This is a genomic window from Caballeronia grimmiae (assembly GCF_000698555.1).
Classification (GTDB): domain Bacteria; phylum Pseudomonadota; class Gammaproteobacteria; order Burkholderiales; family Burkholderiaceae; genus Caballeronia; species Caballeronia grimmiae.
Window position 1 is genome coordinate 48,885 of record NZ_JFHE01000026.1, and the last position, 21,352, is coordinate 70,236.

Annotated in this window: 20 protein-coding genes and 1 pseudogene; 13 read left to right on the forward strand and 8 right to left on the reverse strand. The window is 65.9% G+C overall.

Annotation, left to right across the window (positions count from 1 at the left end; all coding sequences use genetic code 11):
- Nucleotides 1–136: 136 nt before the first annotated feature.
- From BG57_RS21975 to BG57_RS21985, 3 genes are read right to left on the reverse strand one after another with little or no spacing between them, the layout of a single operon-like run.
- On the reverse strand, nt 137–898 hold the full coding sequence (locus BG57_RS21975) for an ABC transporter ATP-binding protein (RefSeq protein ID WP_035968009.1): 762 nt from the start codon (nt 896–898) through the stop codon (nt 137–139).
- On the reverse strand, nt 895–1,746 hold the full coding sequence (locus tag BG57_RS21980) for an ABC transporter permease (RefSeq protein WP_035968011.1): 852 nt from the start codon (nt 1,744–1,746) through the stop codon (nt 895–897). Before BG57_RS21980 ends, BG57_RS21975 begins: the two co-directional genes overlap by 4 nt.
- A 13-nt stretch (nt 1,747–1,759) precedes the next feature.
- A complete protein-coding gene (locus BG57_RS21985; RefSeq protein WP_035968012.1) occupies nt 1,760–2,761 on the reverse strand; it encodes an aliphatic sulfonate ABC transporter substrate-binding protein in 1,002 nt (333 codons plus the stop codon).
- Nucleotides 2,762–3,002: 241 nt separating this feature from the next.
- Between BG57_RS21985 and BG57_RS21990 the strand changes: the two genes are divergently transcribed.
- From BG57_RS21990 to BG57_RS22000, 3 genes are read left to right on the forward strand one after another with little or no spacing between them, the layout of a single operon-like run.
- Nucleotides 3,003–3,353, forward strand: coding sequence for a DUF3088 domain-containing protein (locus BG57_RS21990; RefSeq protein ID WP_035968072.1), 351 nt, complete (start codon nt 3,003–3,005; stop codon nt 3,351–3,353).
- Between the two features lie 24 nt (nt 3,354–3,377).
- Nucleotides 3,378–4,706, forward strand: coding sequence for an LLM class flavin-dependent oxidoreductase (locus BG57_RS21995; RefSeq protein ID WP_035968014.1), 1,329 nt, complete (start codon nt 3,378–3,380; stop codon nt 4,704–4,706).
- Nucleotides 4,706–5,659, forward strand: a complete 954-nt coding sequence (locus tag BG57_RS22000; protein WP_035968015.1) for an aliphatic sulfonate ABC transporter substrate-binding protein — start codon at nt 4,706–4,708, stop codon at nt 5,657–5,659. The genes BG57_RS21995 and BG57_RS22000 overlap by 1 nt, the downstream gene beginning before the upstream one ends.
- 311 nt (nt 5,660–5,970) lie before the next feature.
- Here the strand turns inward: BG57_RS22000 and BG57_RS22005 are convergent, their stop codons facing one another.
- Genes BG57_RS22005 through BG57_RS22020 form a run of 5 tightly spaced genes read right to left on the reverse strand, consistent with a single transcriptional unit; the run spans nt 5,971 to nt 11,196 of the window.
- Nucleotides 5,971–7,146 carry an acyl-CoA dehydrogenase family protein gene (locus BG57_RS22005; protein WP_052005935.1) on the reverse strand — a complete coding sequence of 392 codons (1,176 nt, stop codon included), beginning with the start codon at nt 7,144–7,146 and terminating at the stop codon, nt 5,971–5,973.
- Nucleotides 7,143–8,198 (reverse strand): aldo/keto reductase, encoded by a 1,056-nt coding sequence (locus BG57_RS22010; protein ID WP_035968017.1) that lies wholly within the window; start codon nt 8,196–8,198, stop codon nt 7,143–7,145. Before BG57_RS22010 ends, BG57_RS22005 begins: the two co-directional genes overlap by 4 nt.
- Nucleotides 8,199–8,226: 28 nt before the next feature.
- Nucleotides 8,227–9,792: an ABC transporter substrate-binding protein gene (locus BG57_RS22015; RefSeq protein ID WP_035968020.1), complete on the reverse strand. Its 1,566-nt coding sequence runs from the start codon at nt 9,790–9,792 to the stop codon at nt 8,227–8,229.
- 46 nt (nt 9,793–9,838) lie between these two features.
- Complete coding sequence (locus BG57_RS34165; protein ID WP_268238017.1) at nt 9,839–9,967, reverse strand: hypothetical protein; 129 nt, start codon at nt 9,965–9,967, stop codon at nt 9,839–9,841.
- Nucleotides 9,968–9,987: 20 nt separating this feature from the next.
- Nucleotides 9,988–11,196, reverse strand: coding sequence for an LLM class flavin-dependent oxidoreductase (locus tag BG57_RS22020; protein WP_035968021.1), 1,209 nt, complete (start codon nt 11,194–11,196; stop codon nt 9,988–9,990).
- Between the two features lie 257 nt (nt 11,197–11,453).
- On the opposite strand from BG57_RS22020, the gene BG57_RS22025 reads away from it, so the two are divergent.
- The 10 genes and pseudogenes from BG57_RS22025 to ssuD all read left to right on the forward strand — a co-directional run bounded on the left by BG57_RS22025 (nt 11,454) and on the right by ssuD (nt 21,343).
- Nucleotides 11,454–13,052 (forward strand): ABC transporter substrate-binding protein, encoded by a 1,599-nt coding sequence (locus BG57_RS22025; protein ID WP_035968022.1) that lies wholly within the window; start codon nt 11,454–11,456, stop codon nt 13,050–13,052.
- Between the two features lie 11 nt (nt 13,053–13,063).
- Entirely contained in the window at nt 13,064–14,044 is a 981-nt protein-coding gene (locus tag BG57_RS22030) for an ABC transporter permease (protein ID WP_035968024.1), read from the forward strand.
- Nucleotides 14,045–14,064: 20 nt separating this feature from the next.
- Nucleotides 14,065–15,027 (forward strand): ABC transporter permease, encoded by a 963-nt coding sequence (locus tag BG57_RS22035; protein WP_035968026.1) that lies wholly within the window; start codon nt 14,065–14,067, stop codon nt 15,025–15,027.
- A 14-nt stretch (nt 15,028–15,041) separates the two neighbouring features.
- Nucleotides 15,042–16,730, forward strand: a complete 1,689-nt coding sequence (locus BG57_RS22040) for an ABC transporter ATP-binding protein (protein WP_035968029.1) — start codon at nt 15,042–15,044, stop codon at nt 16,728–16,730.
- A 22-nt stretch (nt 16,731–16,752) separates the two neighbouring features.
- Nucleotides 16,753–17,144 (forward strand): annotated as a pseudogene (locus BG57_RS31760) (acyl-CoA dehydrogenase family protein); the annotation flags it as partial.
- Between the two features lie 399 nt (nt 17,145–17,543).
- Nucleotides 17,544–18,365, forward strand: coding sequence for an ABC transporter substrate-binding protein (locus BG57_RS22055; RefSeq protein WP_035968035.1), 822 nt, complete (start codon nt 17,544–17,546; stop codon nt 18,363–18,365).
- Between the two features lie 12 nt (nt 18,366–18,377).
- On the forward strand, nt 18,378–19,109 hold the full coding sequence (locus tag BG57_RS22060; protein WP_035968037.1) for an amino acid ABC transporter permease: 732 nt from the start codon (nt 18,378–18,380) through the stop codon (nt 19,107–19,109).
- Nucleotides 19,106–19,801 (forward strand): amino acid ABC transporter permease, encoded by a 696-nt coding sequence (locus BG57_RS22065; protein ID WP_035968039.1) that lies wholly within the window; start codon nt 19,106–19,108, stop codon nt 19,799–19,801. Before BG57_RS22060 ends, BG57_RS22065 begins: the two co-directional genes overlap by 4 nt.
- A 54-nt stretch (nt 19,802–19,855) precedes the next feature.
- Entirely contained in the window at nt 19,856–20,104 is a 249-nt protein-coding gene (locus BG57_RS22070) for a hypothetical protein (protein ID WP_035968040.1), read from the forward strand.
- A gap of 111 nt (nt 20,105–20,215) precedes the next feature.
- Nucleotides 20,216–21,343, forward strand: coding sequence for an FMNH2-dependent alkanesulfonate monooxygenase (ssuD, locus tag BG57_RS22075; protein WP_035968077.1), 1,128 nt, complete (start codon nt 20,216–20,218; stop codon nt 21,341–21,343).
- The last annotated feature ends 9 nt before the right edge of the window (nt 21,344–21,352 follow it).

A 21,352-nucleotide genomic window follows, 5' to 3' on the forward strand; every position in this document is an offset into this window, starting at 1 on the left:
GCTACGGGTCTTGATCCGATAGCAAAAGCATTGGCTTGGAATGCGTGGCATGCCGTAATGATGGATCGATGCCGCCGGTGATTTGCGATCGCCGAAGGATTGTTGGGTGGTGCGTTCGTTCCTCAAGCGGTCAGGTTCAACGAGACACCGCGGCGTTCTCCTGGAAACGCTGGAATGCATCGAACAGCCGGGCGCGTAGCCGTGCAAGCTCGGGATCGCGGCGATCGCGGGGACGCGGCAGCCCGACGGTCAGTTCGCCGTCGAGGCGTCCGGGATCGGCGGCGAGCATCAGCACGCGGTCGCCGAGGTAGAGCGCCTCGTCCAGGTCGTGCGTGACGACGATGGCGCTGGCGCCGTGGCGCGCCACGATATCGAGCAGCAATCCCTGCAGATGCATGCGCGTCATGGCGTCGACGGCGCTGAAGGGCTCGTCGAGCAACAGCACTTCCGGCTCGCCGAACAGACCGCGAGCGATCGCCGCGCGCTGCGCCATGCCGCCGGACAGCGCCGAGGGCAGCGCATCGGCCGCGTCGGTCAGTTGCACCTCGTTCAGCAACCGCGCCACACGCGGATCGCGACCGCCGCGCCGGCCCGCCGCGAAGCCGACGTTGTCGGCGACGCTGAGCCACGGTAACAGGCGCGGCTCCTGGAAGATCACGCCGACGCGCGGCGACGGTCCGTCGAGCGGCGTGCCGTCCAGCGTCACCGCGCCGCGATAATCACGGTCGATGCCCGCGACGATGCGCAGGAGCGTGCTCTTGCCGCATCCGCTCGGGCCGACGAGACAGACGATCTCGCCACGCCTCACGGTCAGCGCAACATCGGCGAGCACGGTGCGTTGCGCATAGCTTTTGCGCACGACACGCGCTTCGAGCAGAACAGGCGGCGCAAGGGTCATCGCCCCTCCTTGCGCGCGGCGCCGTCGAAGGCGTCGCGCCAGGCGAGCAGACGCGTCTCGATGCGGCGCATCGCGCCGTCGCTGAGCTTGCCGAGCAGCGCGAGCAGGAGAATCGCGCCGAACACGAGATCGGGGCGGCCGGTCTCGCGGCCATCGCTCAGCATGAAGCCGAGACCCCGCGTGGCGGCGATCAGCTCGGCCGCGACCATGAACATCCATGCGAGACTGAGGCCGGTGCGCAGCCCGGTCACGATCTGCGGCAGCGCGGCGGGCAGAAGGATGCGCCGGAACAGCGCAAACGAACCCAGCCGGTACACCGCGCCGAGTTCGACGAACTTGCGATCCACGCCGCGAATGCCTGCGACCACCGCGAGATGCACCGGAAAGAATGCGCCGATGGCGATCAGCGTGATCTTCGGCGCTTCGTCGATGCCGAGCCATAGCAGCAACAGCGGCACCCACGCGAGCGACGGAATCGAGCGCAACGCCTGAAAGGTCGGTTCGAGGAGCGCCTCGATGCGGCGCGAAAGCCCCATCGCCGCGCCGACGACGAGCGCGAGCCCCGCGCCCGCGCCGAACCCCGCGAAGACGCGCAAGGTGCTCGCGCCGATGTGCCTCGCGACGCGCGCCGCGCCCATGTGCGCTAGCGTGGCCAGAATCTCGCTGGGCGCGGGAATCAGGTGATCGGGCAGCCAGTCTGCGCGCACCGCAAGCTCGACCGCCGCGAGCGCGGCGAACGGCAGCGCGATGCCGGCGATGCGCCAGATCCGCAACGCATCGCGCGGCCCGGGCGATGGCGAACCGAGTGCGGGCGCGAGCGCGTCGCGGCGTGTGGCGGTATTGGTCATCTTTGCGGGAAAATCAGCGCGCAGCAGCCGCGACCGGCCGCGCGAACGCCGGATCGATCAGGGCATCGACCACCTGGGCCGGGTCGACGCCCGCCTTCACGAGCTGCTCCTCGGTGAGGATCGGCGCGGCTGCCTTCAGTGCCGCGCGTTGCGTGTCGCCGGGGAGCGGATCGCTGAAATCGTTGCGCTCCAGTTGCAGTTTCGCGACCGGCAGGGAGACCCTGGACTCGTCGGCGAGAATCTTCGCCGTATCGTCCGGATGCGCGATGATCCACACGCGCGCGTGCTCGTAGACCTTCAGCACGCGGCCGACGGCCTGCGGATACTGGCTGGCGAAGGCCTCGCGAACGTTAAGGAAACCGTATGTGTTGAAGCCGACGTTGCGATAGAGCAGACGCGCGCCATCATCGATCTGCGCGGCCGCCATGTGAGGGTCGAGGCCGGCCCACGCATCGACCTGTCCCTTCGCCAGCGCGGCGCGTCCGTCCGGATGCTGGAGATTGACGATCTCGACGTCGTCGCGTGAGAGGCCTGCGGTCTTCAATGCGCGGAGGGTGAAGAGGAACGGATCGGTGCCGCGCGTGGCCGCAATCTTCCTCCCTTTCAGGTCGGCGAGCGAGTGGATCGGCGAGTCCCGGCGCACGACGAGCGCGGTCCACTCCGGACGCGAGAAGACGTACACCGCGCGGATCGGGTTGCCGTTGGCGCGTCCGAGCACGGCCGCAAGTCCGGCGGTCGAACCGAAATCGACCGCGCCGCTGTTCAGATATTCGAGCGCCCGGTTGGAGCCGAGGCTCAGCACCCAGCGGATCGCCGTCTGGTCCGGTTTGAATTCTTCATCCAGCCAGCCGAAGTGCTTGATGACGAGACTCTCGGGCGAGTAGTACGCATAGTCCACACGGATCTCGGCGGGAGCGGCAGCGGTCGCCGCGCGGGCATGCAGCGGCAAGACGCTCGCCAGCGACATGCACAGAATGGCCGCGTAGTGCAGCACGCGCGAGCAGAACGGCTTCATCGGAAACACTCCGGAAGTAAAAAAGAGGGATGCCGCGTGACGCGGGCTCAACGTTTGAATGTAGTTCAGCGGACAGCCGTGGAAAACCAAGAAATCCGCGTTTGAAAAGCGCGCGGACTGCTAAGTCGGGCACGGCTTTTCGTCATGCGCGCCGCAGATTTGGTTATCAGATGCAATTCGTTCCAATCCCCGCGCGAGATGGCTACGCTGTGGCGGCTCTCAACCACGCATGACGCCGACCATGACTCAACGCGATCTACTGATTCTGCTGGAACCGGGCCTCACCGATCCGAAGCGCCCCGGCGAAGTGTTCATCTGTCCGGATGGCGCACCGATCGAGGGCCTGCTCGCAAGCGATCCGGCGCGCAACGCCCGGCTCGATATCCGCCGCGTGCCGTTCGAGCGTCCGCGCCAGGCGGCGGTCGAAGCACTGAGCGAGGCGCATCAAAGTCTGCCCGTGCTGGTGCTCGGCGACGAGTACCCCGCACCGTCCGACGCGAAGAGCCTGGGCGAGAAACGCTTCGTCACCGATACGCGCCGCATTCTCGCGTTGCTTGCGCAGCGGCACGGTTTTCCGAAAGTGCATGATTGATCCGGCATACGAGACTATTCGCTCATGGCCCGACCCATACATCTGAATCTCTTCGTTCACGGACGCGGTCATCACGAGGCAGGCTGGCGTCATTCCGGCGCGACGCGCCAGGCGCTGACCGATATTGATTATTTTCGCGATCTCGCCGTCAGGGCCGAGCAAAGCCGGTTCGATTCCGTGTTCTTCGCCGATGCGCTCGCGCTTGGCGATGGCGCGCAATTCGTCGCGTCCGGCGCACTGGAGCCGATCACCACACTCGCGGCGCTCTCGCAGACGACCTCGCGCATCGGACTGATCGCGACGGCATCGACCACTTACACGGAGCCGTTCAATCTCGCGCGCCAGTTCGCCTCGCTGGATCATATTTCGCGCGGCCGCATCGGCTGGAACATCGTGACTTCGTGGGTGGGCGGCGCGGGGCCGAACTTCGGCTACGAGCAGCAGATCGAGCATGCCGAACGCTATGCGCGCGCGCATGAGTTTCTCGAAGTCGTCACGCAGCTATGGGATAGCTGGGCCGATGACGCCATCGTCGATGACGCGTCGAGCGGCCGCTTTCTCGATCCGGCGCGCGTGCGGAAGATCGGCTATCGCGGGAAGTTTCATCGCGTAGCAGGGCCGCTGAATCTGCCGCGCCCGCCGCAGGGGCATCCGGTGCTGGTGCAGGCGGGATCGTCGGCGACGGGCAAGGCGTTCGCCGCGCGCTACGCGGAAGCGGTATTCACCGCGCATCTGACGAAGCAGTCCGCGATCGACTTCTACGCCGAACTCAAGGCGGGCGCGAGGGCCGCGGGCCGCTCGGAACAGGACATCGTGATCCTGCCGGGCATCAGCGCGGCGATCGGGTCGACCGAAGCCGAAGCCAGTGCCCTGCTCGACGAACTCGACTCGATCACCGATGTCAGCGTGGGGCTCGGCCGCCTGTCGAACCGCTTCGGCGGCTACGATTTTTCGACATTGCCGCTCGATCAGCCGTTGTCCGTGGATGACTTTCCGGACCCGTCCACGGTGCAGGCCGCGCAAAGCCGCGCGGCAGTCATCACGCAACTGGTGGCGCGCGAGCGTCCGACCTTGCGCAGCCTGTTGAGGAGGCTCGCCGCGGCGCGCGGGCACTTCACGCTGTCCGGCACTCCTGAACAGATCGCCGACGTGATCGCCGACTGGGCTGAAAGCCGCGCCGCCGATGGCTTCAACGTCATGCCGCCCGTGCTGCCCGCGCAGCTCGAACACTTTACCGAACACGTCGTGCCGATCCTGCAAAGTCGCGGCCTGTTCCGGCGCGAGTACGAAGCCGCCACGCTGCGCGGTCACTACGGTCTCGCACGTCCCGCCAATCCTCATTTCAAGTCTTGATGCCGATTCGATCCCTGAAATACATCATCGCCGCCGGGTGCCTCGCCGTCGCGTGCGCCGCGCACGCGGACGAGGGCTATCCCGCGCAGATTCACATCGGTATCCAGAAGGGCGACGGGCTCGTCGCGCTGCGTGCGTCGGGCAAGCTGGAGCAGGTGTTCGCTGTGCATCACGTCAAGGTTTCGTGGCATGAGTTCGTCTATGGCGCGCCGCTCGTCGAAGCCATCAACGCGGGCGACGTGGATGTAGGCACGGTCGGCTCGACGCCGCCGATCATGGCGCAGGCGGGCGCGGCGCCGGCGGTCGTGTACGTGGCGTATGCGCCGAGACTCGTCAGAAGCTATGCGATCGTCGTGCCGAAGGATTCGCCCGTGAAGAACCTGAGCGATCTCAAGGGCAGGAAGATCGCCTTCGCCAAGGGCTCGCAAGGGCACCTGTTCGTGCTCAAGGCGATGCAGGACGCACACATGAACCCGGACTCCGCGCAGTTCACGTACCTGTCCTACGGCGATGCGCGCTCGGCGTTCGAGCGCGGCTTCATCGATGCGTGGGCCGTGCCCGATCCGCGCTACGCGGACACCGAGTTGACCACCGGCGCGCGGACCATTCTCACCATCGGGGATCTGTCGGTGCCGCAATACGGCTTCTATATCTCGACGCGCGGCTTCGCGCAAAAGTATCCCGCCGCGCTGCGCCTGCTGTTCGATCAGCTTGCGCGGCAAACGAGCGACAGCCTCACGCATCCGCAAGACACGGCGCGATTCCTGTCCGCCAACACGGGAGTGCCGCTGGAGGTGTGGAAACGCGCGATCTCGCGTCTGGAGTGGGGCGCGAGCTATCCGATTCCCGACGATGTGATCCGCGCGCAGCAAAACTCGGCCGATCTGGCTTTCGATACGAAGGTCATTCCGCGCCGCATCGATGTGCGGCAGGCGGTGTTGCAGATCAAGTGAGCCGCCGCCTGCGCCGGGCGCACGTGCTTTGGCGGGGCACGCAGTGCACGGCGGCTTAGCGCGCATCAATGCAGGCTGCTTTTACTTAGCTCAAGAACGCCGAATGATCCCGCCTCGCTGGTCGCGCTGTCCGGCAGATCAGCGAACTTGCGGTAGCCCTCGCCTTATGCTGGCTTGCCTTCGGCTTCGGTCCCGGTTACGGCAGCACAGGTAGGCCAGCAAAAGTGCCTCTCAGGCCAACGCCGGTGCATGCGCTTGCCGTCGAGGTCGCGCATCCGGCCCGGCCTGGCTTGCGGGGATGAGCAATCGGTTCAAGCTTCGGCGCGCGGCAGCACACCCAGCGCGGCACGCCCCGCGTTGGCGCGAATCAGAGCGTTGACCGGCGCATGAATGCGACCGCACTGCACGTCGCGATAGTGTCGTTCGAGCGGATTGCGGCGCGCTAGTCCGTGATTGCCCGCCAGGTCGAGCGCGATGTCCACCGCTTCGATCGCGTTTTCGATGACCGCGTGCTTTACGACCGTCGCGAGCGCATCCGGCGCTTCGTTCGTATCGAAGGAGCGGGCGTGCGAGACGAGCAGCCAGTCGCTGGTGGCGAGCAGCGTTTCGATTCTGCCGATGCCCTCCTGCACCGCGGAGACCGTCGCAAGCGGCGCGCCGCCGAGGGCGCTCGGCCTGCGCTCCTTCACGAACGACACGATCCAGTCACGCGCCGCGCGGGCGACACCGTCGTAGACCGAGCCGATCAGACTCAGATACCACGCAATGCTGTGCGGGTCGCGCTGCAGACCGAGGCGGGCGGGCTTAAGCGCGACGGCGTCGTCGCGTGCCAGGGCGACGTCGTCGAACAGCACGTCGTGGCTCGCGCTCGCGCGCATGCCGATCGGGTCCCATGTCCCGACGATGCGCACGCCCGGCGCGTCGCGCGGCACGAGAAAATGCCCGAGGCGCGGCTCGTCCTCGTCGGTGCGCGCGAGCACGTTTATCCAGGCGAGCAGCGGCGCGCCGGTCACATACACCTTATGGCCGGAGATGTGCCAGCCGTCGCGCGTGCGGCGCGCGATCGTATCGGGCAATCCGCCGAACGACGGCGAGCCGAGCGCCGGTTCGACCTGCGCCGCGTTGAGCAGCGCGCGGCCTTCGACGGAAGCCCGCCGCAACCGTCGCGCGAGCGCGGGCGGCCAGTCGTCCGAGCCCGTGCCTTCGGCGCGCGTGATGATCGCGTGCTGGCAATAGTGCATCGACAGAATCAGCGCCACGGACGGATCGCCGCGCGCGATCTCGCTCACGATCGCGCGCGACACGGCCAGTCCCGCGCCGTGTCCGCCTTCATCCGCCGGAATGTTGGCGCGCACGAGGCCCGCCCGTTCGAGCGCATCGAACTGCGCGACGGGCGCCGCGCCGGTGCGGTCGTGCTCCGCGGCCTGCGCGGCGAACGTGCGCCCGAGTTCGGCCGCGGCGTCGATCAGCGTCCGGTGTGCGTTCATCGTGTCACCGTATCGTCGTCCGAACCATGACGGGCGATGCGCCCGAAAAATGGATGGCCCGGATCATTGAAGCCCGGCGTCGACGGATGGCCGGTCGCGACGAGCGCGTCGACGAAGGCCTCGTCCCGCGCATCGAGCCGGAAGCCGAGCGCGGGCAGATAGTCTTGCCACTGCGCTTCGGTGCGCGGCCCCGCGATGGTCGACGTCACGTAACGGCTGTTCAGCACCCACGCGAGCGCGAACTGGCCGGCCGTGACGCCGCGCGACGCGGCATGTTCGTGCACGCGACGCGCGAGTTCGATCGACTCCGGCCGCCATTCGGTCTGCTGCAGGCGACGGTCGCGGCGTCCGGCGCGCGTGTCGGCGGCGGGCGTCGCGCCCGGCTGATACTTTCCCGTCAGCACGCCGCGCGCGAGCGGGCTATACGAAATCACGCCGAGACCGTAACGGTGCGCGGCCGTGAGCTGCTCGGCCTCGACCTGACGGTTCGCGATGTTGTAGAGCGGCTGGCTCGCGACGGGGCGCGGCACGCCGAGCGCGTCGGCGACATGCGCGAACTCCGCGATGCGCCACGCGCGGTGATTCGACAGCCCGTAATAGCGGATCTTGCCCGCCGCGATCAGGTCGCCGAGCGCGCGCACGGTTTCCTCGACGGGCGTCGCGTGATCCTCTCGATGCAGATAGACCAGATCGATGTAATCGGTGCCGAGCCGGGCGAGGCTCGCGTCGATCGCGCGCAGCACGTGCTTGCGCGACGCGCCCGCGGCGTTCACATCCGCATCCGCGTGGCCCGATGCGTCGCGCAGCGGATTGCCGAACTTCGTCGCGAGCACCCAGCGATCGCGCTGTCTCGCGATATGGCGTCCGACGACGCGCTCGGATTCTCCGCCGTTGTAGACGTCGGCGGTGTCGATCGAATTGACGCCCTGTTCCGCCGCCTGATCGATGATGCGCGCCGAAGTGGCGTCGTCGGTCGCGCCGCCGAACATCATCGTGCCGAGCGTGAGGGTGGAAATTTTCAGGCCGCTATGGCCGGGCTGGCGATATTCCATGTCGTTCGTGTCATTGAAGATGAGGGGGTCAGCGTTGCAGCCAGACATCGGCGAAACTCGCGGCCGTGCCGTCGGGCGATATCGTGTGATTGCGCACGCCGCGCGAATAGACCGTCACGTACTGCGGCGAGACGAGATTCAGGTCGGGCACGTCCTTTTCGAGAATGCGCTGGATCTGCGCGAAAGACTGCTTGCGTTTCCCTTCGTCGGTTTCCTGCGCGGCGTCGGCGAAAAGGCGGTCGATTTCCGGATTGCTGTAGTGCGAGCCGTTCGTGAACGGCACGCCGGGCCGGAAGTTGTCGGTCGTATAGAGGCGGGCCACGCCGACCACCGGATCGAACAGGTTGCTCATGCCGTTGACGCTGAAATCGAAATCGCGATCCGTATAGATGCGCTTGAGATACGCGGGCAGGTCCTGCGTGCGGATCGTCACCGTGATGCCCACGCGATTCAGCGCGGATTTCACGTATTCCGCCGTGCGCGGCGGCAGATCGCCGATGGGTAGCGGATCGACCGTCAGCGCGAAACGTGTGCCGTCCGCGCGGCGCGGATACCCGGCTTCGTCGAGCAGCGCGTTGGCGCGCGCGAGATCGAACGGATAGGGCGTCGGCGCGGGATCGTAGTAGGGATTGGTCGGCATCAGGGGACTCGCGCTCGCGGTCGCATAGCCGTAGTAGACGACCTTGCGGATCACCTCGCGATCGATCGCCGAGGCGATCGCCTGACGCACCTTCAGGTTTTTCAGCACCGGGTGGTCGAGATTGAACTCCATGCGCGCGACCCCCGCCTGGAACTCGTAGCCGCGCGTCTCGATGCCCAGCTTCGGATCGGCTTTCAGACGCGCGAGATCGGCGAGCGGCACGGGCGTGTCCGAGCCGAGATCGACGGAACCGTTCTCCAGCGCGACGGCGCGCGCGGCCGGGTCGGCGATCACCTTCACGATGAGCTTGTCCAGATAAGGCTTGCCTTTGTCCCAGTAATCGTCATTGCGCGCATATTCGATATAGCTGCCGCGCACCCATTTGACGAACCGGAACGGCCCGGTGCCGACGGGCGCGTTGTTCGCGGCGTTGCTCAGCACATCGCGGCCTTCGTAGAGATGTTTCGGCAGGATCGGCGTTTCGGAGGCCGAGAACGCGCGGATCAAATACGGCGCGGGCTTCGACAACGTGATGACGACGGTGCCCGCATCGGGCGTGTCGATGGCGGTCACGTTCGCGAAGGTCGTCTTCGCGCGCGGATGCACGGTGCGCAAAGTCTGCAGCGACCACGCGACATCCGCCGACGTGAACGGCTTGCCGTCCTGCCACCTCACGCCCTGGCGAAGATGGAACACGTAGCGCTGGCCGTTGTCTGCGATTTCCCACGAGGTGGCGAGCGAGGGCTTCGGCTGGAACCCATAGTCGTAATCGAGCAGGCCTTCGACGACTTTCGGGCTGACCTTCAGCACGTTGACCGCGGTCGTCGCGAGGTCGACGAGCGCGGTGGGTTCGGGCGTTACGACGAAATTGAGCGTGCCGCCGCGCGTCTGCGCGCGTGCGCCGTGCGTCGTGCAGGCGAGGCTCACGGCCGTGATGAGGAGTGCGCGCCGCATCGGGAATCGGATCATGGGCAGCAATCGATGGAGTGGGAAAGGGCGTTCAGGCGGCCGCCTCTGCGCCGCCCGCCCGCCGGCCTGTGACGACGGCTTCGAGCGGCGCGGCATCGCGTTGCGCGCCGATACCGAACGGCGTCGGCGTGGGGCAACGGGTGTACCAGATTCGGCTCATGGAAATGGGAAGCGTGAAGGTCAATGCCGCAGGCCCGCTTCGCGCAACAGCGGCAGGACGCGGTCGCCGAAGAAGTCGAGATCGGGTTTGAAATCGAAGAAGCTCAGCTGCACGCCGTCGACGCCGGCGCGATGCAGGCGCACGATGGTGTCGGCCACTTCCTCCGGCGATCCGGTGATCGAGACGTTGCCGCCCACTGCGCGCGCCGCGGCCTGCGTGCGCTGATCGATGTTGCCGCGCCACGCGTGCGCGTCGCTGTCGAAGCGCTGGAAGCTGCCTTCGTCGGCATGCGCGACGATCGCATCGCGATACGCGCGCGCTTCCGCCGCCGTCTCGCGGCACACGACGAGCGGGTTGAGCAGCGTGCGAATCGTGCGGCCATGCTTCGCAGCGGCGGCTTTCACACGCGCGGCGTGCGCGGGCAGCGCCTCCAGCGCGCGATCGATGTCCGGCCCCGCCGGGCTCGTGATGAACACGACATCCGAATAGCGCGCGGCGAACTCGATGCCCGCGTCCGAGCCGGTCGCATTGATGAGCAGCGGCCTGCCGTAGCGAGGCTTGGGCGTGACGAACGCGCCATTGAGCTTCCAGCTCGACAGCTCCGGTTCGAACGTGAAGTTTTCGCGTTGCGCCCAGAGCTGCTGCACGGCGTCGATGAACTCGCCGGCCATCTCATAGCGCCGGTCGTGCTCGATGCGGTTCCAGCCGAACATCTCGTGCTCCACCGCGCGATGTCCCGTCACGACGTTGATGCCCCAGCGCCCGCGCGAGATGTGATCGAGCGTCGCGGTGAACTTCGCGAAGTGCAGCGGGTGCCACGGACCGTACAGCACGTGGCTGGTCGCCGCGAGAAGGATGCGTTCGGTGCGTGCGGTGAGCGCGGCGAGCGTCATGAAAGAATCGAGCGCCTCGCCGTTGAAGACGCCGCCGTAACCGCCTTTCGGCAACCATTGCGACAGCGCGAAAACGAGGTCGAAGCCGAGCGCTTCGGCCTTCAGCACGAGATCGGCGTTGTAGTCGAAGGACCAGTCGGTCGTGCGCGGCAGCGTGGATGCGCTCCAGCCGCCTGCCTGGATCGGCAGGAAGAGTCCCAGCATGAGCGGCTGCGCGAACACGCGCGACACCGGGCTGTCGGGGAACTGCGCGGGCGACGCGACATCGACGAATGCACTCGCATGCGCCTGCGTGGTGTGAGATTCAGCGTCAAGTGAAAGCGCGGTCTCGCTCATGTTTGCGTGTCCGTAAGTTACTGTCGACGTCATTCATCGGGGCACGAAAGTTAAGCACGCGCTGATCCGTCCCGGCAAAGAATCATTTGCGGTTTGCTTTCGACGTGGCATTGCACTCCCCGTCACATGCTTTTCGCCGCGGCGTGCTTTCCTTATGCGCAACCGTTCGTTCACGCACGCGCGATGCCGTTTTATCGTGATCGCCGCGGCGCGTCACATTGGGCCGTCGAACAACGAACAAAGAGGAACGGCACTACATGGCAGGCTTCAATCGACGCGATTTTCTGGTCTCATCAGGCGTGACGCTCGCGTCCGCCGGCCTGTCTTCGCTCGCCTTCGCGCAAGACGCGGCGCCCAAGCGCGGCGGCACGCTCAACATGCTGATCAATCCCGAGCCGCCCGTGCTCGTGTCTATCTTCCAGACGACCGGCCCCGCGCTCGTCGCGAGTTCCAAGGTGCTCGAAGGCCTGCTCGCATACGACTTCGATCTGAAGCCGAAGGCGCAGCTCGCGACCGCTTGGAGCGTGAGCCCGGACGGCCTCAAATATACGTTCACACTGCGCCAGAACGTGAAGTGGCACGATGGCGAGCCATTCACGTCGGCGGACGTGGCGTTTTCCATCGACTTGCTGAAGTCGGTTCATCCGCGCGGGCGCAGCACCTTCGCCAACGTGACGCGCGTCTCGACACCCGATGCGCGCACCGCGATCATCGAATTGTCGAAGCCCGCGCCGTACCTGTTGAAGGCGCTGTCGGCGGGCGAATCGCCGATCGTGCCGAAGCATCTCTATGCGAACGGCGACCCGCTCACGAACCCGCACAACAATGCGCCCGTCGGCACCGGGCCGTTTCGCTTCAAGTCGTGGACGCGGGGCGCGAGCATCGTCTACGAACGCAATCCGGATTACTGGGACGCGGGCAAGCCGTATATCGATGCGCTCGTGTTCAAGGTGATTCCCGATGCCGCCGCGCGCTCCGCCGCGTTCGAAACCGGCGCGCTCGATCTCGGCGGCGAGAATCCCGTACCGCTTTCGGACTTGCCGAGACTCACGCAATTGCCGCAACTCGCCGCGGAGACGCGCGGTTATCGCTTTCTGGAGCCGCTGTCGGAGATCGACTTCAATCTCGATCATCCGATCCTGAAGGACGTGCGCGTGCGGCAGGCGATCGCCCATGCGATCAACCCGCAGATCGTGCAGAAGACGATCGCTTACGGTTACGCCGATATCTCGCCGACGCCGATCACGCCCGCCTCGCCGTATCACGACGCGAAGCTCGCACCCTACTCATTCGATATCGCCAGCGCGGAAAAGCTGCTCGACGCCGCAGGCTATCCGCGCAAGAACGGCGGCCCCCGCTTTCAGTTGACGCACGATTTTCTGCCCTATGGCGACATGTACCGGCGACAGGCCGACTACGTGAAGTCGGCGCTCGCGCGCGTGGGTATCGACGTGACCGTGCGCTCGCAGGATTTGCCTTCATTCCTCAAGCGCGTCTACGCGGACCGTCAGTTCGACTTCACGAGCATCGGCGTGAATACGCTGTTCGATCCGAGCGTGGGCGTGCAGCGGCTCTACTGGTCGAAGAATATCCGGCCGGGCGTGCCGTTTTCGAACGCGCCGCATTACAGCAATGCGCAAGTCGATACGCTGCTGGAATCGGCGTCGATCGAAACGGATGAGAAGAAGCGCGTCGCACTCTACCAGCAGTTTCAGCAGATCGTGTATCGGGACCTGCCGATCCTCAACCTGGTCGCGCCGCGCATGGTCACGCTCGCGAACCGGCGCGTGCGCAATCACACGGTGTCGGCGCAAGGGCTGGAAGGCAATCTCGCCGATGTCTGGCTGAGCGCCTAAGGGTAGAAGCGATGAACCGACGCACGCGCTTCGGCGCCATCGCGCGACGCACCGCATGGCAGGCCCTGCCGACGGTGCTCGCCATCGTGGTCCTGAACTTCTTCCTGCTGAAGCTGATGCCCGGCGACGCCGCCGACGTGCTCGCGGGGGAAGCGGGCTCCGCGACCGCCGAGACGTTGCAGGCCCTGCGCGCGAAGTTCGGCCTCGATCAGCCGGTCCTGCATCAACTCGGCGCGTATCTGTCGCATCTCGCGCATGGCAGTCTCGGTTATTCGCCGCGTTACGACGCGCCCGTCATGCAGCTTATTTTGTCGCGTCTGCCGAACACCTTGCTGCTGATGGGCACGGCGCTCTCGCTCGCGATTGTCGCGGGCATCGTGCTCGGCGCGGTCATGGCGCACTGGGCGGGCAAGTGGCCGGATCGCGTGCTGTCCGTGCTCGCGCTCCTGCTGTACTCGACGCCGGGCTTCTGGATCGGCCTGCTCGCCATCGTGCTGTTCTCGGTGCATCTCGGCTGGCTGCCGAGCGGCGGCGATATCACCGTGGGCGCGTCCTTGCACGGCTTCGCGTATCTCGCCGATGTCGCGAAGCACGTGTTGCTGCCGGCCGTGACGCTCGCGACTTTCTTCGTCGCCATCTATGCCCGGCTGACGCGCGCCGCGATGCTCGAAGTGAAGCGCCAGGACTTCGTGCGCACCGCGCATGCCAAGGGGCTGCATCCACTGCGCGTGACCGTGCGCCATGTGCTGCGCAACGCGCTGATGCCGCTCACGACGATGGTCGGCATCCACTTCGGCACGCTGCTCGGCGGCGCGGCCGTCACCGAGACTGTCTTTAGCTGGCCGGGCCTCGGGCGTCTCGCGCTCGATGCCGTCATGGCGCGCGATTTCAGCGTGCTGCTCGGCGTGCTGCTGCTTTCGTCGCTGCTCGTGATCGTCGCCAACGTGGCGGTCGATCTGTTGCAGGCGTGGCTCGATCCGCGCATCGTCTGACTTACCGAACCCGAAAACGCATGCCTTCCGATTCCACTCAACTCGCTTCATCCGAGCACGGCTCGGCATGGCGGCGTCAGCTCGCAGGCGCGCTGTTCGGCGCTCGACGTGCTCAACGCACTCTAGGCGCGCCGGCCGCCCACGCTTCGCGCGGCATGTGGCGTGCGCTGTTGCGCAATCCGTCCGCGCTGGCGGGCATCGTGCTGCTGAGCGCGTTCATCGCGCTCGCGCTGAGTGCGCCGCACTTCTTTCCCGGCGATCCGCTCGATATGGTCGCCGCGCCCTTCGAATGGCCCGGCAGCGATCCGCTGTACCGCCTGGGTACCGATTCGCTCGGCCGCGATGTCGCCGCCGGCATCGCGCACGGCACGCGCGTGTCGCTCCTGATCGGCGCATCGGCGGCGGCGATCGGGCTTGTCATCGGCACGCTCGTCGGCGCGATCGGCGGCTTCTTCGGCGGCGTCATCGACGATCTTCTGGTGCGCGTCACCGAGCTGTTTCAGACCGTGCCGTCGTTTCTGCTCGTGATCGTGATCGTCGCGATTGGGCGGCCGAGCGTGACGGTGATCGCGCTCGCCATCGGCATCGCTTCGTGGCCGACGGTCGCGCGTATCGTGCGTGCCGAATTCCGCACGCTGCGTCAGGCGGACTTCGTGCTCGCCGCGCGCAGCCAGGGCTTCTCGAACGCACGCATCATCTTCGGCGAGATCCTCCCGAACGCGCTGCCGCCGGTGATCGTCACCGCATCCGTGATGGTGGCGAGCGCGATTCTCATCGAGTCTTCGCTGTCGTTTCTCGGCATGGGCGACCCGAACGTTGTCACGTGGGGCGGCATGATCGGCGCGGGGCGCGATTCGTTGCGCACCGCGTGGTATCTGACCGCCGTGCCGGGCGCAGCGATCGTCCTTGCGGTGCTCGCGCTCAATCTGCTCGGCGACGGCCTCAACGACGCACTCAACCCGCGCATGCGCGAACGTTCCTGACCCAAGAGCTATCCGTGGCGAATCTTCTCGAAGTGCGCGATCTGCGCGTGAGTTTCGGTGCGCATCGCGCGGTGCGCGGCATCGATCTGGACATCGCCGAAGGCGAGACGCTCGCGCTCGTCGGCGAATCCGGCTGCGGTAAATCGGCAACCGCGCTCTCGCTGATGCGCCTCGTGCCCGAACCCGGCGTGGTGTCCGGCAGCGTGCGTTTCGACGGACGCGACGTGCTCGCGCTCACGCCGCGTGAAATGCGCGATGTGCGCGGCAGCCAGATCTCGATGATCTTTCAGGAGCCGATGACGTCGCTCAATCCGGTGTTGTCGGTGGGCGCGCAGATTGTCGAGACCTTGCGGCGGCATGAACCGTTGTCGAAGGAAGCGGCGACCCGGCGCGCTATCGAACTGCTCGATCTCGTGCATATTCCGGAGCCGCACCGGCGCGTGTCCGACTATCCGCACGAACTGTCCGGCGGACAGCGCCAGCGCGTGATGATCGCGATGGCCGTGGCATGCCGTCCGCGCCTGCTGATCGCGGACGAGCCGACCACCGCGCTCGATGTCACGATTCAGGCGCGCATTCTCGCATTGCTCGCGGAGTTGCGGCGCGATCTGTCCATGTCGCTGCTGCTCATCACGCACGATCTCGGCGTCGTCGCGGAGCATGCGGATCGCGTCGCTGTCATGCTGGCGGGCGAGAAGGTCGAGGAGGCGCCGGTGCGCGAACTCTTCGAGCGGCCCCAGCATGCTTACACGCGCGGGCTGCTGGGCGCATCGCTGAACGTGGCGACGGAACTGCATTACCGTGACTGGAAGCTGCCGGAGATTCGTCACGTGCAGGACGCCGATGGCAGGCCCGCGTTCGACGTGACGCCGCTTGCGCCCATCCGCACGCCGCAGACGCAATTCGACGGCGACGCGCCGCTGCTTTCGCTGCAACATCTGACCGTCGAATATGCGCACCGGCATGGCAAGGGTGCGCTGCGCGCGGTCGATGACGTGTCGTTCGATATCGCGCGCGGCGAAACCGTGGGTCTCGTCGGCGAATCCGGCTGCGGCAAGTCGACGCTTTCGAAAGCGATTCTGCGTCTCGTGCCGGCGTCGAGCGGCGCGATCCGCCTGCGCGGCGTCGATCTCGCGCCTTTGAGCGAACGCGCGTTGCGTCCGTTGCGGGCTCAGGTGCAGATGGTGTTCCAGGACCCGTACGCATCGCTGAATCCGCGCCGCAGCGTCGGCGACATTCTCGATACGGTGATGACCGTGAACGGTATCGCCGATGCGCGCGAACGCCGCCGGCGCGCGACCGCGATGCTCGATCGTGTCGGATTGCCGAACGCCGCGCTTCATCGCTATCCGCACGAGTTTTCGGGCGGTCAGCGTCAGCGGATCGGCATTGCACGTGCGCTCGTGCTGGAGCCCGCGCTTTTGATCTGCGACGAACCGGTGTCCGCGCTTGATGTGTCGATTCAGGCGCAAATCCTGAATCTGCTCGTCGAGCTGAAACGCGATCTCGGGCTCGCGTATCTCTTCATTTCGCACGATCTTTCCGTGGTGCGTTATATCGCCGATCGCGTCCATGTGATGAACGGCGGGCGCATCGTCGAGAGCGGAGATCATCGCGAGATATGGCGCGCGCCGAAGCATGCATACACGCGCACGCTGCTCGATGCGATTCCCGGCAAACGATTCGATGCCCAAGCTGCGTAGGGCGCGCATCAAGACCATAGGCATGTCACGTCACAGGTCGAATAAGAATCAGAAGCTCGAAGCCGCGCTCGCCGCACTGCCCGAACTGGCGAAGGCCATCGGCGAAGATGCGGCCGCGCGTAAGGCGCGCCGTGAACTGCCGTTCGAAGCGTTCGCGCTGTTCCGCCGCGTTTTCCGCTCGAACGGGGTGGCTTGGGCGGCTCGCTCGAAGACGTCCTCGAAATGATCGCAACACTCGCTGCACACGAAAGCAACGTCGCGCATGCGCTGCGCAGCCACTTCGATCAGACCGAAGCGCTCCCACTTTCACCGCGCACGCCGTTCAACGAATTGCAGATCAAGCGTGTGGCGCAAGGGGCGATCTTCGGCGGCGCATCGACGGAAGCGGGCACCTCGCGTCCCGGCGGAACAACGGACGATGCGCGGCATGTCGACGTCTCGGCGGATTTTAGCCCGTGGCCGCTGGCGCGGCACTTCATCGAGACGCTCGCGCGGCGTGTACACGCGCGTGACGATGAAGCATGCAGTGCATTGCCGCGCCGCGCGCGCGGTTGACGTGCGCGGCCGGCTCGGCGGTTTCGCGGGCGGCGGCGCCTGAGATGGCGCAGGCGGTCAGGCAGAACCGGGTGGCGCGGCCCTCGGCATGTCGACGCGCAATGAATTCGCTCCGGGCGTCGCGCCAAATCTCCACGCCAGCTTTCTTCGTGACAAAAACTTCGTTCCCTCCGTGCGGCCGCGCCGATAGAGTGCCAGCCTCGCCACCGTGCCGACGCATCGACATGAGCACCGGCGCAACGAACAAGGAACTCACCAATGAAAATCAAGACCTGGGGCGCAGTGCTCACGTCACTGCTGGTGGTAGCATCGAATGCCGCGCATGCGGACCGGCTCGACGACATCAAAAAGGCAGGCGTGCTGCGCGTCGCGGCGTTCGACAGCAATCCGCCGTTTGGCTTCGTCGATCCGAAAGACAACCAGATTGTCGGTCTTGATGTCGATTACGCCCGCGCGTTGGCGAAGAGCCTCGGCGTCAAGCTGGAAGTGCAACCGACCAATCCGGCCAATCGCATCGCATTCCTGAAGTCGGGCAAGGTCGACCTCGTCTTCGCCAACTTCACGATCACCGACGAGCGCAAGAAGGAAGTCGATTTCAGCACGCCGTACTTCGCCTCGGGCACGCAGTTCATCGCGAAAAAGGGCGTGCTCAAGTCGCCCGATCAACTCAACAGCCTGCGTATCGGCGCGGATAAAGGCACGACCAACGAACAGCAGGTGCGCGCGAAATTCCCGAGCGCGACCATCGTCGCCTATGACGACACGCCTTTTGCGTTCGCCGCGCTGCGCACGGGCAACGTGCAGGCGATCACGCAGGACGGACCGAAGCTGGTGGCGCTGCTCGCGCGCGTGCCGGACAAGGCCAGCTACGAGATTCCTGCCTTCACCATCTCGAATGACTACGAAGGCGTCGGCGTGCCGAAAGGCGAGACGCGTCTGCTCGATGCCGTCAACGGCACGCTCACGAAACTCGAAGCGGACGGCGAAGCCACGCGCATCTACGACAAGTGGTTCGGACCGAAGAGCGCCGCGCCGCTGCCGCGTCTGTTCAAGATCGGCGATCCGCAGAAGAACGGTTGATCGCCTCCGGTCATGCATAGCTGGCTCGATCCGAAATATCTCGCGTGGCTGGAGCAGGGCTTCGCCGTCACGCTGGCGCTGTCCGCGTGCGCGGCGATCGGCGCGACGTTGCTCGGTTTTGCGCTGGCCATCGGGCGCACATCGCGCAATGCGGCGCGCGCACGCGTCGCGGCGTCGTACGTGTTCGTGTTCCGCAATTCGCCGCTGCTCGTGCAACTGTTGTTCTGGTATTTCGGCGCGGCCGCGTTGCTGCCGTTTGACTGGATGACGTGGCTCAACTCGCCGCATGCCGCGACGCTCGGGCCAATCACGTTGCGCTGGCCGAGTTTTGAGCTGTTCGCCGGCTGGATCGGATTGACGTGCTACACGACGGCGTTCATCGGCGAAGAGTTTCGTGCAGGCATGCGCGGCGTGAGCCCGGCGCAGGAACAGGCGGCGGCCGCGCTCGGCTTGAACCGTTACGCGGCGTTGCGCTACGTGATCCTGCCGCAGGCGTTGCGCATCGCGACGCCGCCGCTCGCGGGGCAGTACATGAACGTTGTGAAGAACTCGTCGCTGACGATGGCCATCGGCGTCGCGGAGCTGTCGTACATGTCGCGTCAAGTTGACACCGAAAGCTTCAGGACATTTGAGGCCTTCGGCACGGCCACAATCTTTTACGTGCTGACGATCGCCGTGATCGAGGTGGCGCTGGTCGTCTGGCAGCGCACGGGCGTGCGTGCCTTGCATCGGAGCCACGCATGAGCAGCTTCGACTGGCTTGCTTCGCTTCGCTACCTCTTGCTCGGCGCCTTTCCTTCGGGGCCGCTGGGCGGCATCGCGCTGACGGTGGTCCTCTCGATCGCCTCCGCGCTGCTCGCCGCGGTAATCGGACTCGTGGGCGGCATCGCGCTCGCGATGACACGCGGTGTCGTGCATCTTCTGCTGACGGGAATCGTCGCATTCTTTCGCGCGATTCCCGTGCTGATGCTGATTTTCTGGACCTTCTTCCTGATGCCGATTCTGCTGCACGTGAACGTGCCCGGCCTCGCGACCGTCGTGTGCGCGCTGGCGCTGATCGGCGGCGCGTATCTGTCGCATTCGGTCCATGCGGGCATCGCGTCGATCGGCACGGGGCAGTGGCAGGCATCGCTGTCGCTCGGACTCACGCGCTGGCAGGCGCTCCGCGAAGTCGTGCTGCCGCAGGCCTTGGGCGTGATGATGCCGTCGTTCGTGAATCAGTGGGTGTCGCTCGTCAAGGACACGTCGCTCGCGTATATCGTCGGCGTGCCGGAATTCACATTCCTCGCGAACCAGCTCAACAACCGGCTGATGGTCTATCCGGCACAAATCTTTCTGTTCGTCGGCTTCGTCTATCTGATGTTGTGCGGCGCGCTGCAAGGGCTTGCACATGGGCTGCTTTCGCCTGCAATGCATCGCAGAAAAGCTCGTTTGTGAAACGCATCGCGTGGGCCTAGATTGGAAGTCACCGTCATCCGAAGGCAGCGAGTCATGGCGCATCTCCTCACGCATTACTGGCGCATTCTCTCCGACAGCTTCGACCGGGCGAGCGAACGCCGCTTTCTGCGCGAAGCCAGACGCGCGATGAACGCCTGCACGTGTGATGCGCCCCGCGCGGTCACACGCTGGGGCGAAGAGGCGAGCCGGGCGGAACGGCTGCAGTCCATCGCGCTATTCGCGCAGGCGGGCTACTTCAACATGGGCAACGCGATCAATCTGTTCGAGCCGCCGCCTTTCTGAAGCGTCTGAACGCGTCTTAGCAACATCGCGCATATTCATAGGTGCATTCGATGGTTAGTCCGTCCTACGTGCGTCGCTAGACTGTGCGCGAATGCGGCTTTGGAGTGCATGATGAGTCTCGACGTCTTCTGGTTCCTGCCCACCTCGGGCGACACACGCTATCTCGGCGTGTCCGACTTCGGCCGCGCGCCGACCAACGCCTACATGCGGCAGATCGCCGTCGCCGCCGACGAGCTGGGCTACGACGGCCTGCTGATTCCGACCGGCAGCAGTTGCCTCGATCCGTGGGTGACCGCCGCAAGTCTTGCGCCGGTCACGCGCCGCATCAAGCTGCTGGTCGCGCTGCGCACGTCGCTCGGCAATGTCACGGCGTCCGCGCGTCAGGCCGCCACGCTCGACGAAGCACTGGGCGGCCGGCTGCTGCTCAATGTCGTGCCCGGCGGCGACGCGACCGAACTCGCCGCCGACGGCGTCTTTCTCGATCACGAAGCGCGCTACGAATACGCCGACGAATTCCTGCACGTATGGCGCAAGCTCTTCACGGGCGAGTCGATCGACTTCGACGGCAAGCATGTGCGCGTCAGAGGCGCGAAGAATTTCCACGAGCCGGTGCAGAAGCCGTATCCGCCGCTCTATTTCGGCGGTTCATCGGAGGCGGCGCATGAGATCGCGGCCGAACACGTCGATACGTACCTAACCTGGGGTGAGCCGCCCGAGGCCGTCGCAAAAAAATTTGCAGACGTGCGCGAGCGCGCCGCGCGCCGTGGCCGCACGCTGCGCTTCGGCGTGCGCCTTCATGTGATCGTGCGCGAGACCAACGAGGAAGCATGGGCCGCGGCCGATTCGCTGATCAGCCGCCTCACCGACGAGGACATCGCGCAATCGCAGCAGAACTTCGCGAAGATGGATTCGGTCGGACAGCGCCGCATGGCGGAGCTGCACGGCGGCCGGCGCGACCGGCTGGAGATCAGCCCAAACCTGTGGGCCGGCGTCGGGCTAGTGCGCGGCGGCGCGGGAACGGCGCTCGTCGGTGATGCCCGAACGGTGGCCGCGCGCCTGCAGGAATATGTCGATGCCGGCGCGAACGCCTTCGTGCTGTCGGGCTATCCGCACCTGGAAGAGGCGTATCGCTTCGCGGAGCTGGTGTTTCCGCTGCTGCCCGGCAAGGGCCGCGTGACGAGCGACGCGCGGCAGACGGGCGGCGCGTTCGACATCCGCGCGGGCCAGGCGGCGCGCTGACATAGCGTT

Bases quoted from the DNA above. Each gene is read 5' to 3' on its own strand.
- BG57_RS22065 (WP_035968039.1), top strand. From the start codon at position 19,106: ATGAGCAGCTTCGACTGGCTTGCTTCGCTTCGCTACCTCTTGCTCGGC.
- BG57_RS22015 (WP_035968020.1), bottom strand. From the start codon at position 9,792: ATGCGGCGCGCACTCCTCATCACGGCCGTGAGCCTCGCCTGCACGACG.
- BG57_RS21975 (WP_035968009.1), bottom strand. From the start codon at position 898: ATGACCCTTGCGCCGCCTGTTCTGCTCGAAGCGCGTGTCGTGCGCAAA.
- BG57_RS22020 (WP_035968021.1), bottom strand. From the start codon at position 11,196: ATGAGCGAGACCGCGCTTTCACTTGACGCTGAATCTCACACCACGCAG.
- BG57_RS34165 (WP_268238017.1), bottom strand. From the start codon at position 9,967: ATGAGCCGAATCTGGTACACCCGTTGCCCCACGCCGACGCCGTTCGGT.
- BG57_RS22070 (WP_035968040.1), top strand. From the start codon at position 19,856: ATGGCGCATCTCCTCACGCATTACTGGCGCATTCTCTCCGACAGCTTC.
- BG57_RS22055 (WP_035968035.1), top strand. From the start codon at position 17,544: ATGAAAATCAAGACCTGGGGCGCAGTGCTCACGTCACTGCTGGTGGTA.
- BG57_RS22060 (WP_035968037.1), top strand. From the start codon at position 18,378: ATGCATAGCTGGCTCGATCCGAAATATCTCGCGTGGCTGGAGCAGGGC.
- BG57_RS21985 (WP_035968012.1), bottom strand. From the start codon at position 2,761: ATGAAGCCGTTCTGCTCGCGCGTGCTGCACTACGCGGCCATTCTGTGC.
- BG57_RS21980 (WP_035968011.1), bottom strand. From the start codon at position 1,746: ATGACCAATACCGCCACACGCCGCGACGCGCTCGCGCCCGCACTCGGT.
- BG57_RS22025 (WP_035968022.1), top strand. From the start codon at position 11,454: ATGGCAGGCTTCAATCGACGCGATTTTCTGGTCTCATCAGGCGTGACG.
- BG57_RS21990 (WP_035968072.1), top strand. From the start codon at position 3,003: ATGACTCAACGCGATCTACTGATTCTGCTGGAACCGGGCCTCACCGAT.
- BG57_RS22010 (WP_035968017.1), bottom strand. From the start codon at position 8,198: ATGGAATATCGCCAGCCCGGCCATAGCGGCCTGAAAATTTCCACCCTC.
- ssuD (WP_035968077.1), top strand. From the start codon at position 20,216: ATGAGTCTCGACGTCTTCTGGTTCCTGCCCACCTCGGGCGACACACGC.
- BG57_RS21995 (WP_035968014.1), top strand. From the start codon at position 3,378: ATGGCCCGACCCATACATCTGAATCTCTTCGTTCACGGACGCGGTCAT.
- BG57_RS22005 (WP_052005935.1), bottom strand. From the start codon at position 7,146: ATGAACGCACACCGGACGCTGATCGACGCCGCGGCCGAACTCGGGCGC.
- BG57_RS22035 (WP_035968026.1), top strand. From the start codon at position 14,065: ATGCCTTCCGATTCCACTCAACTCGCTTCATCCGAGCACGGCTCGGCA.
- BG57_RS22000 (WP_035968015.1), top strand. From the start codon at position 4,706: ATGCCGATTCGATCCCTGAAATACATCATCGCCGCCGGGTGCCTCGCC.
- BG57_RS22030 (WP_035968024.1), top strand. From the start codon at position 13,064: ATGAACCGACGCACGCGCTTCGGCGCCATCGCGCGACGCACCGCATGG.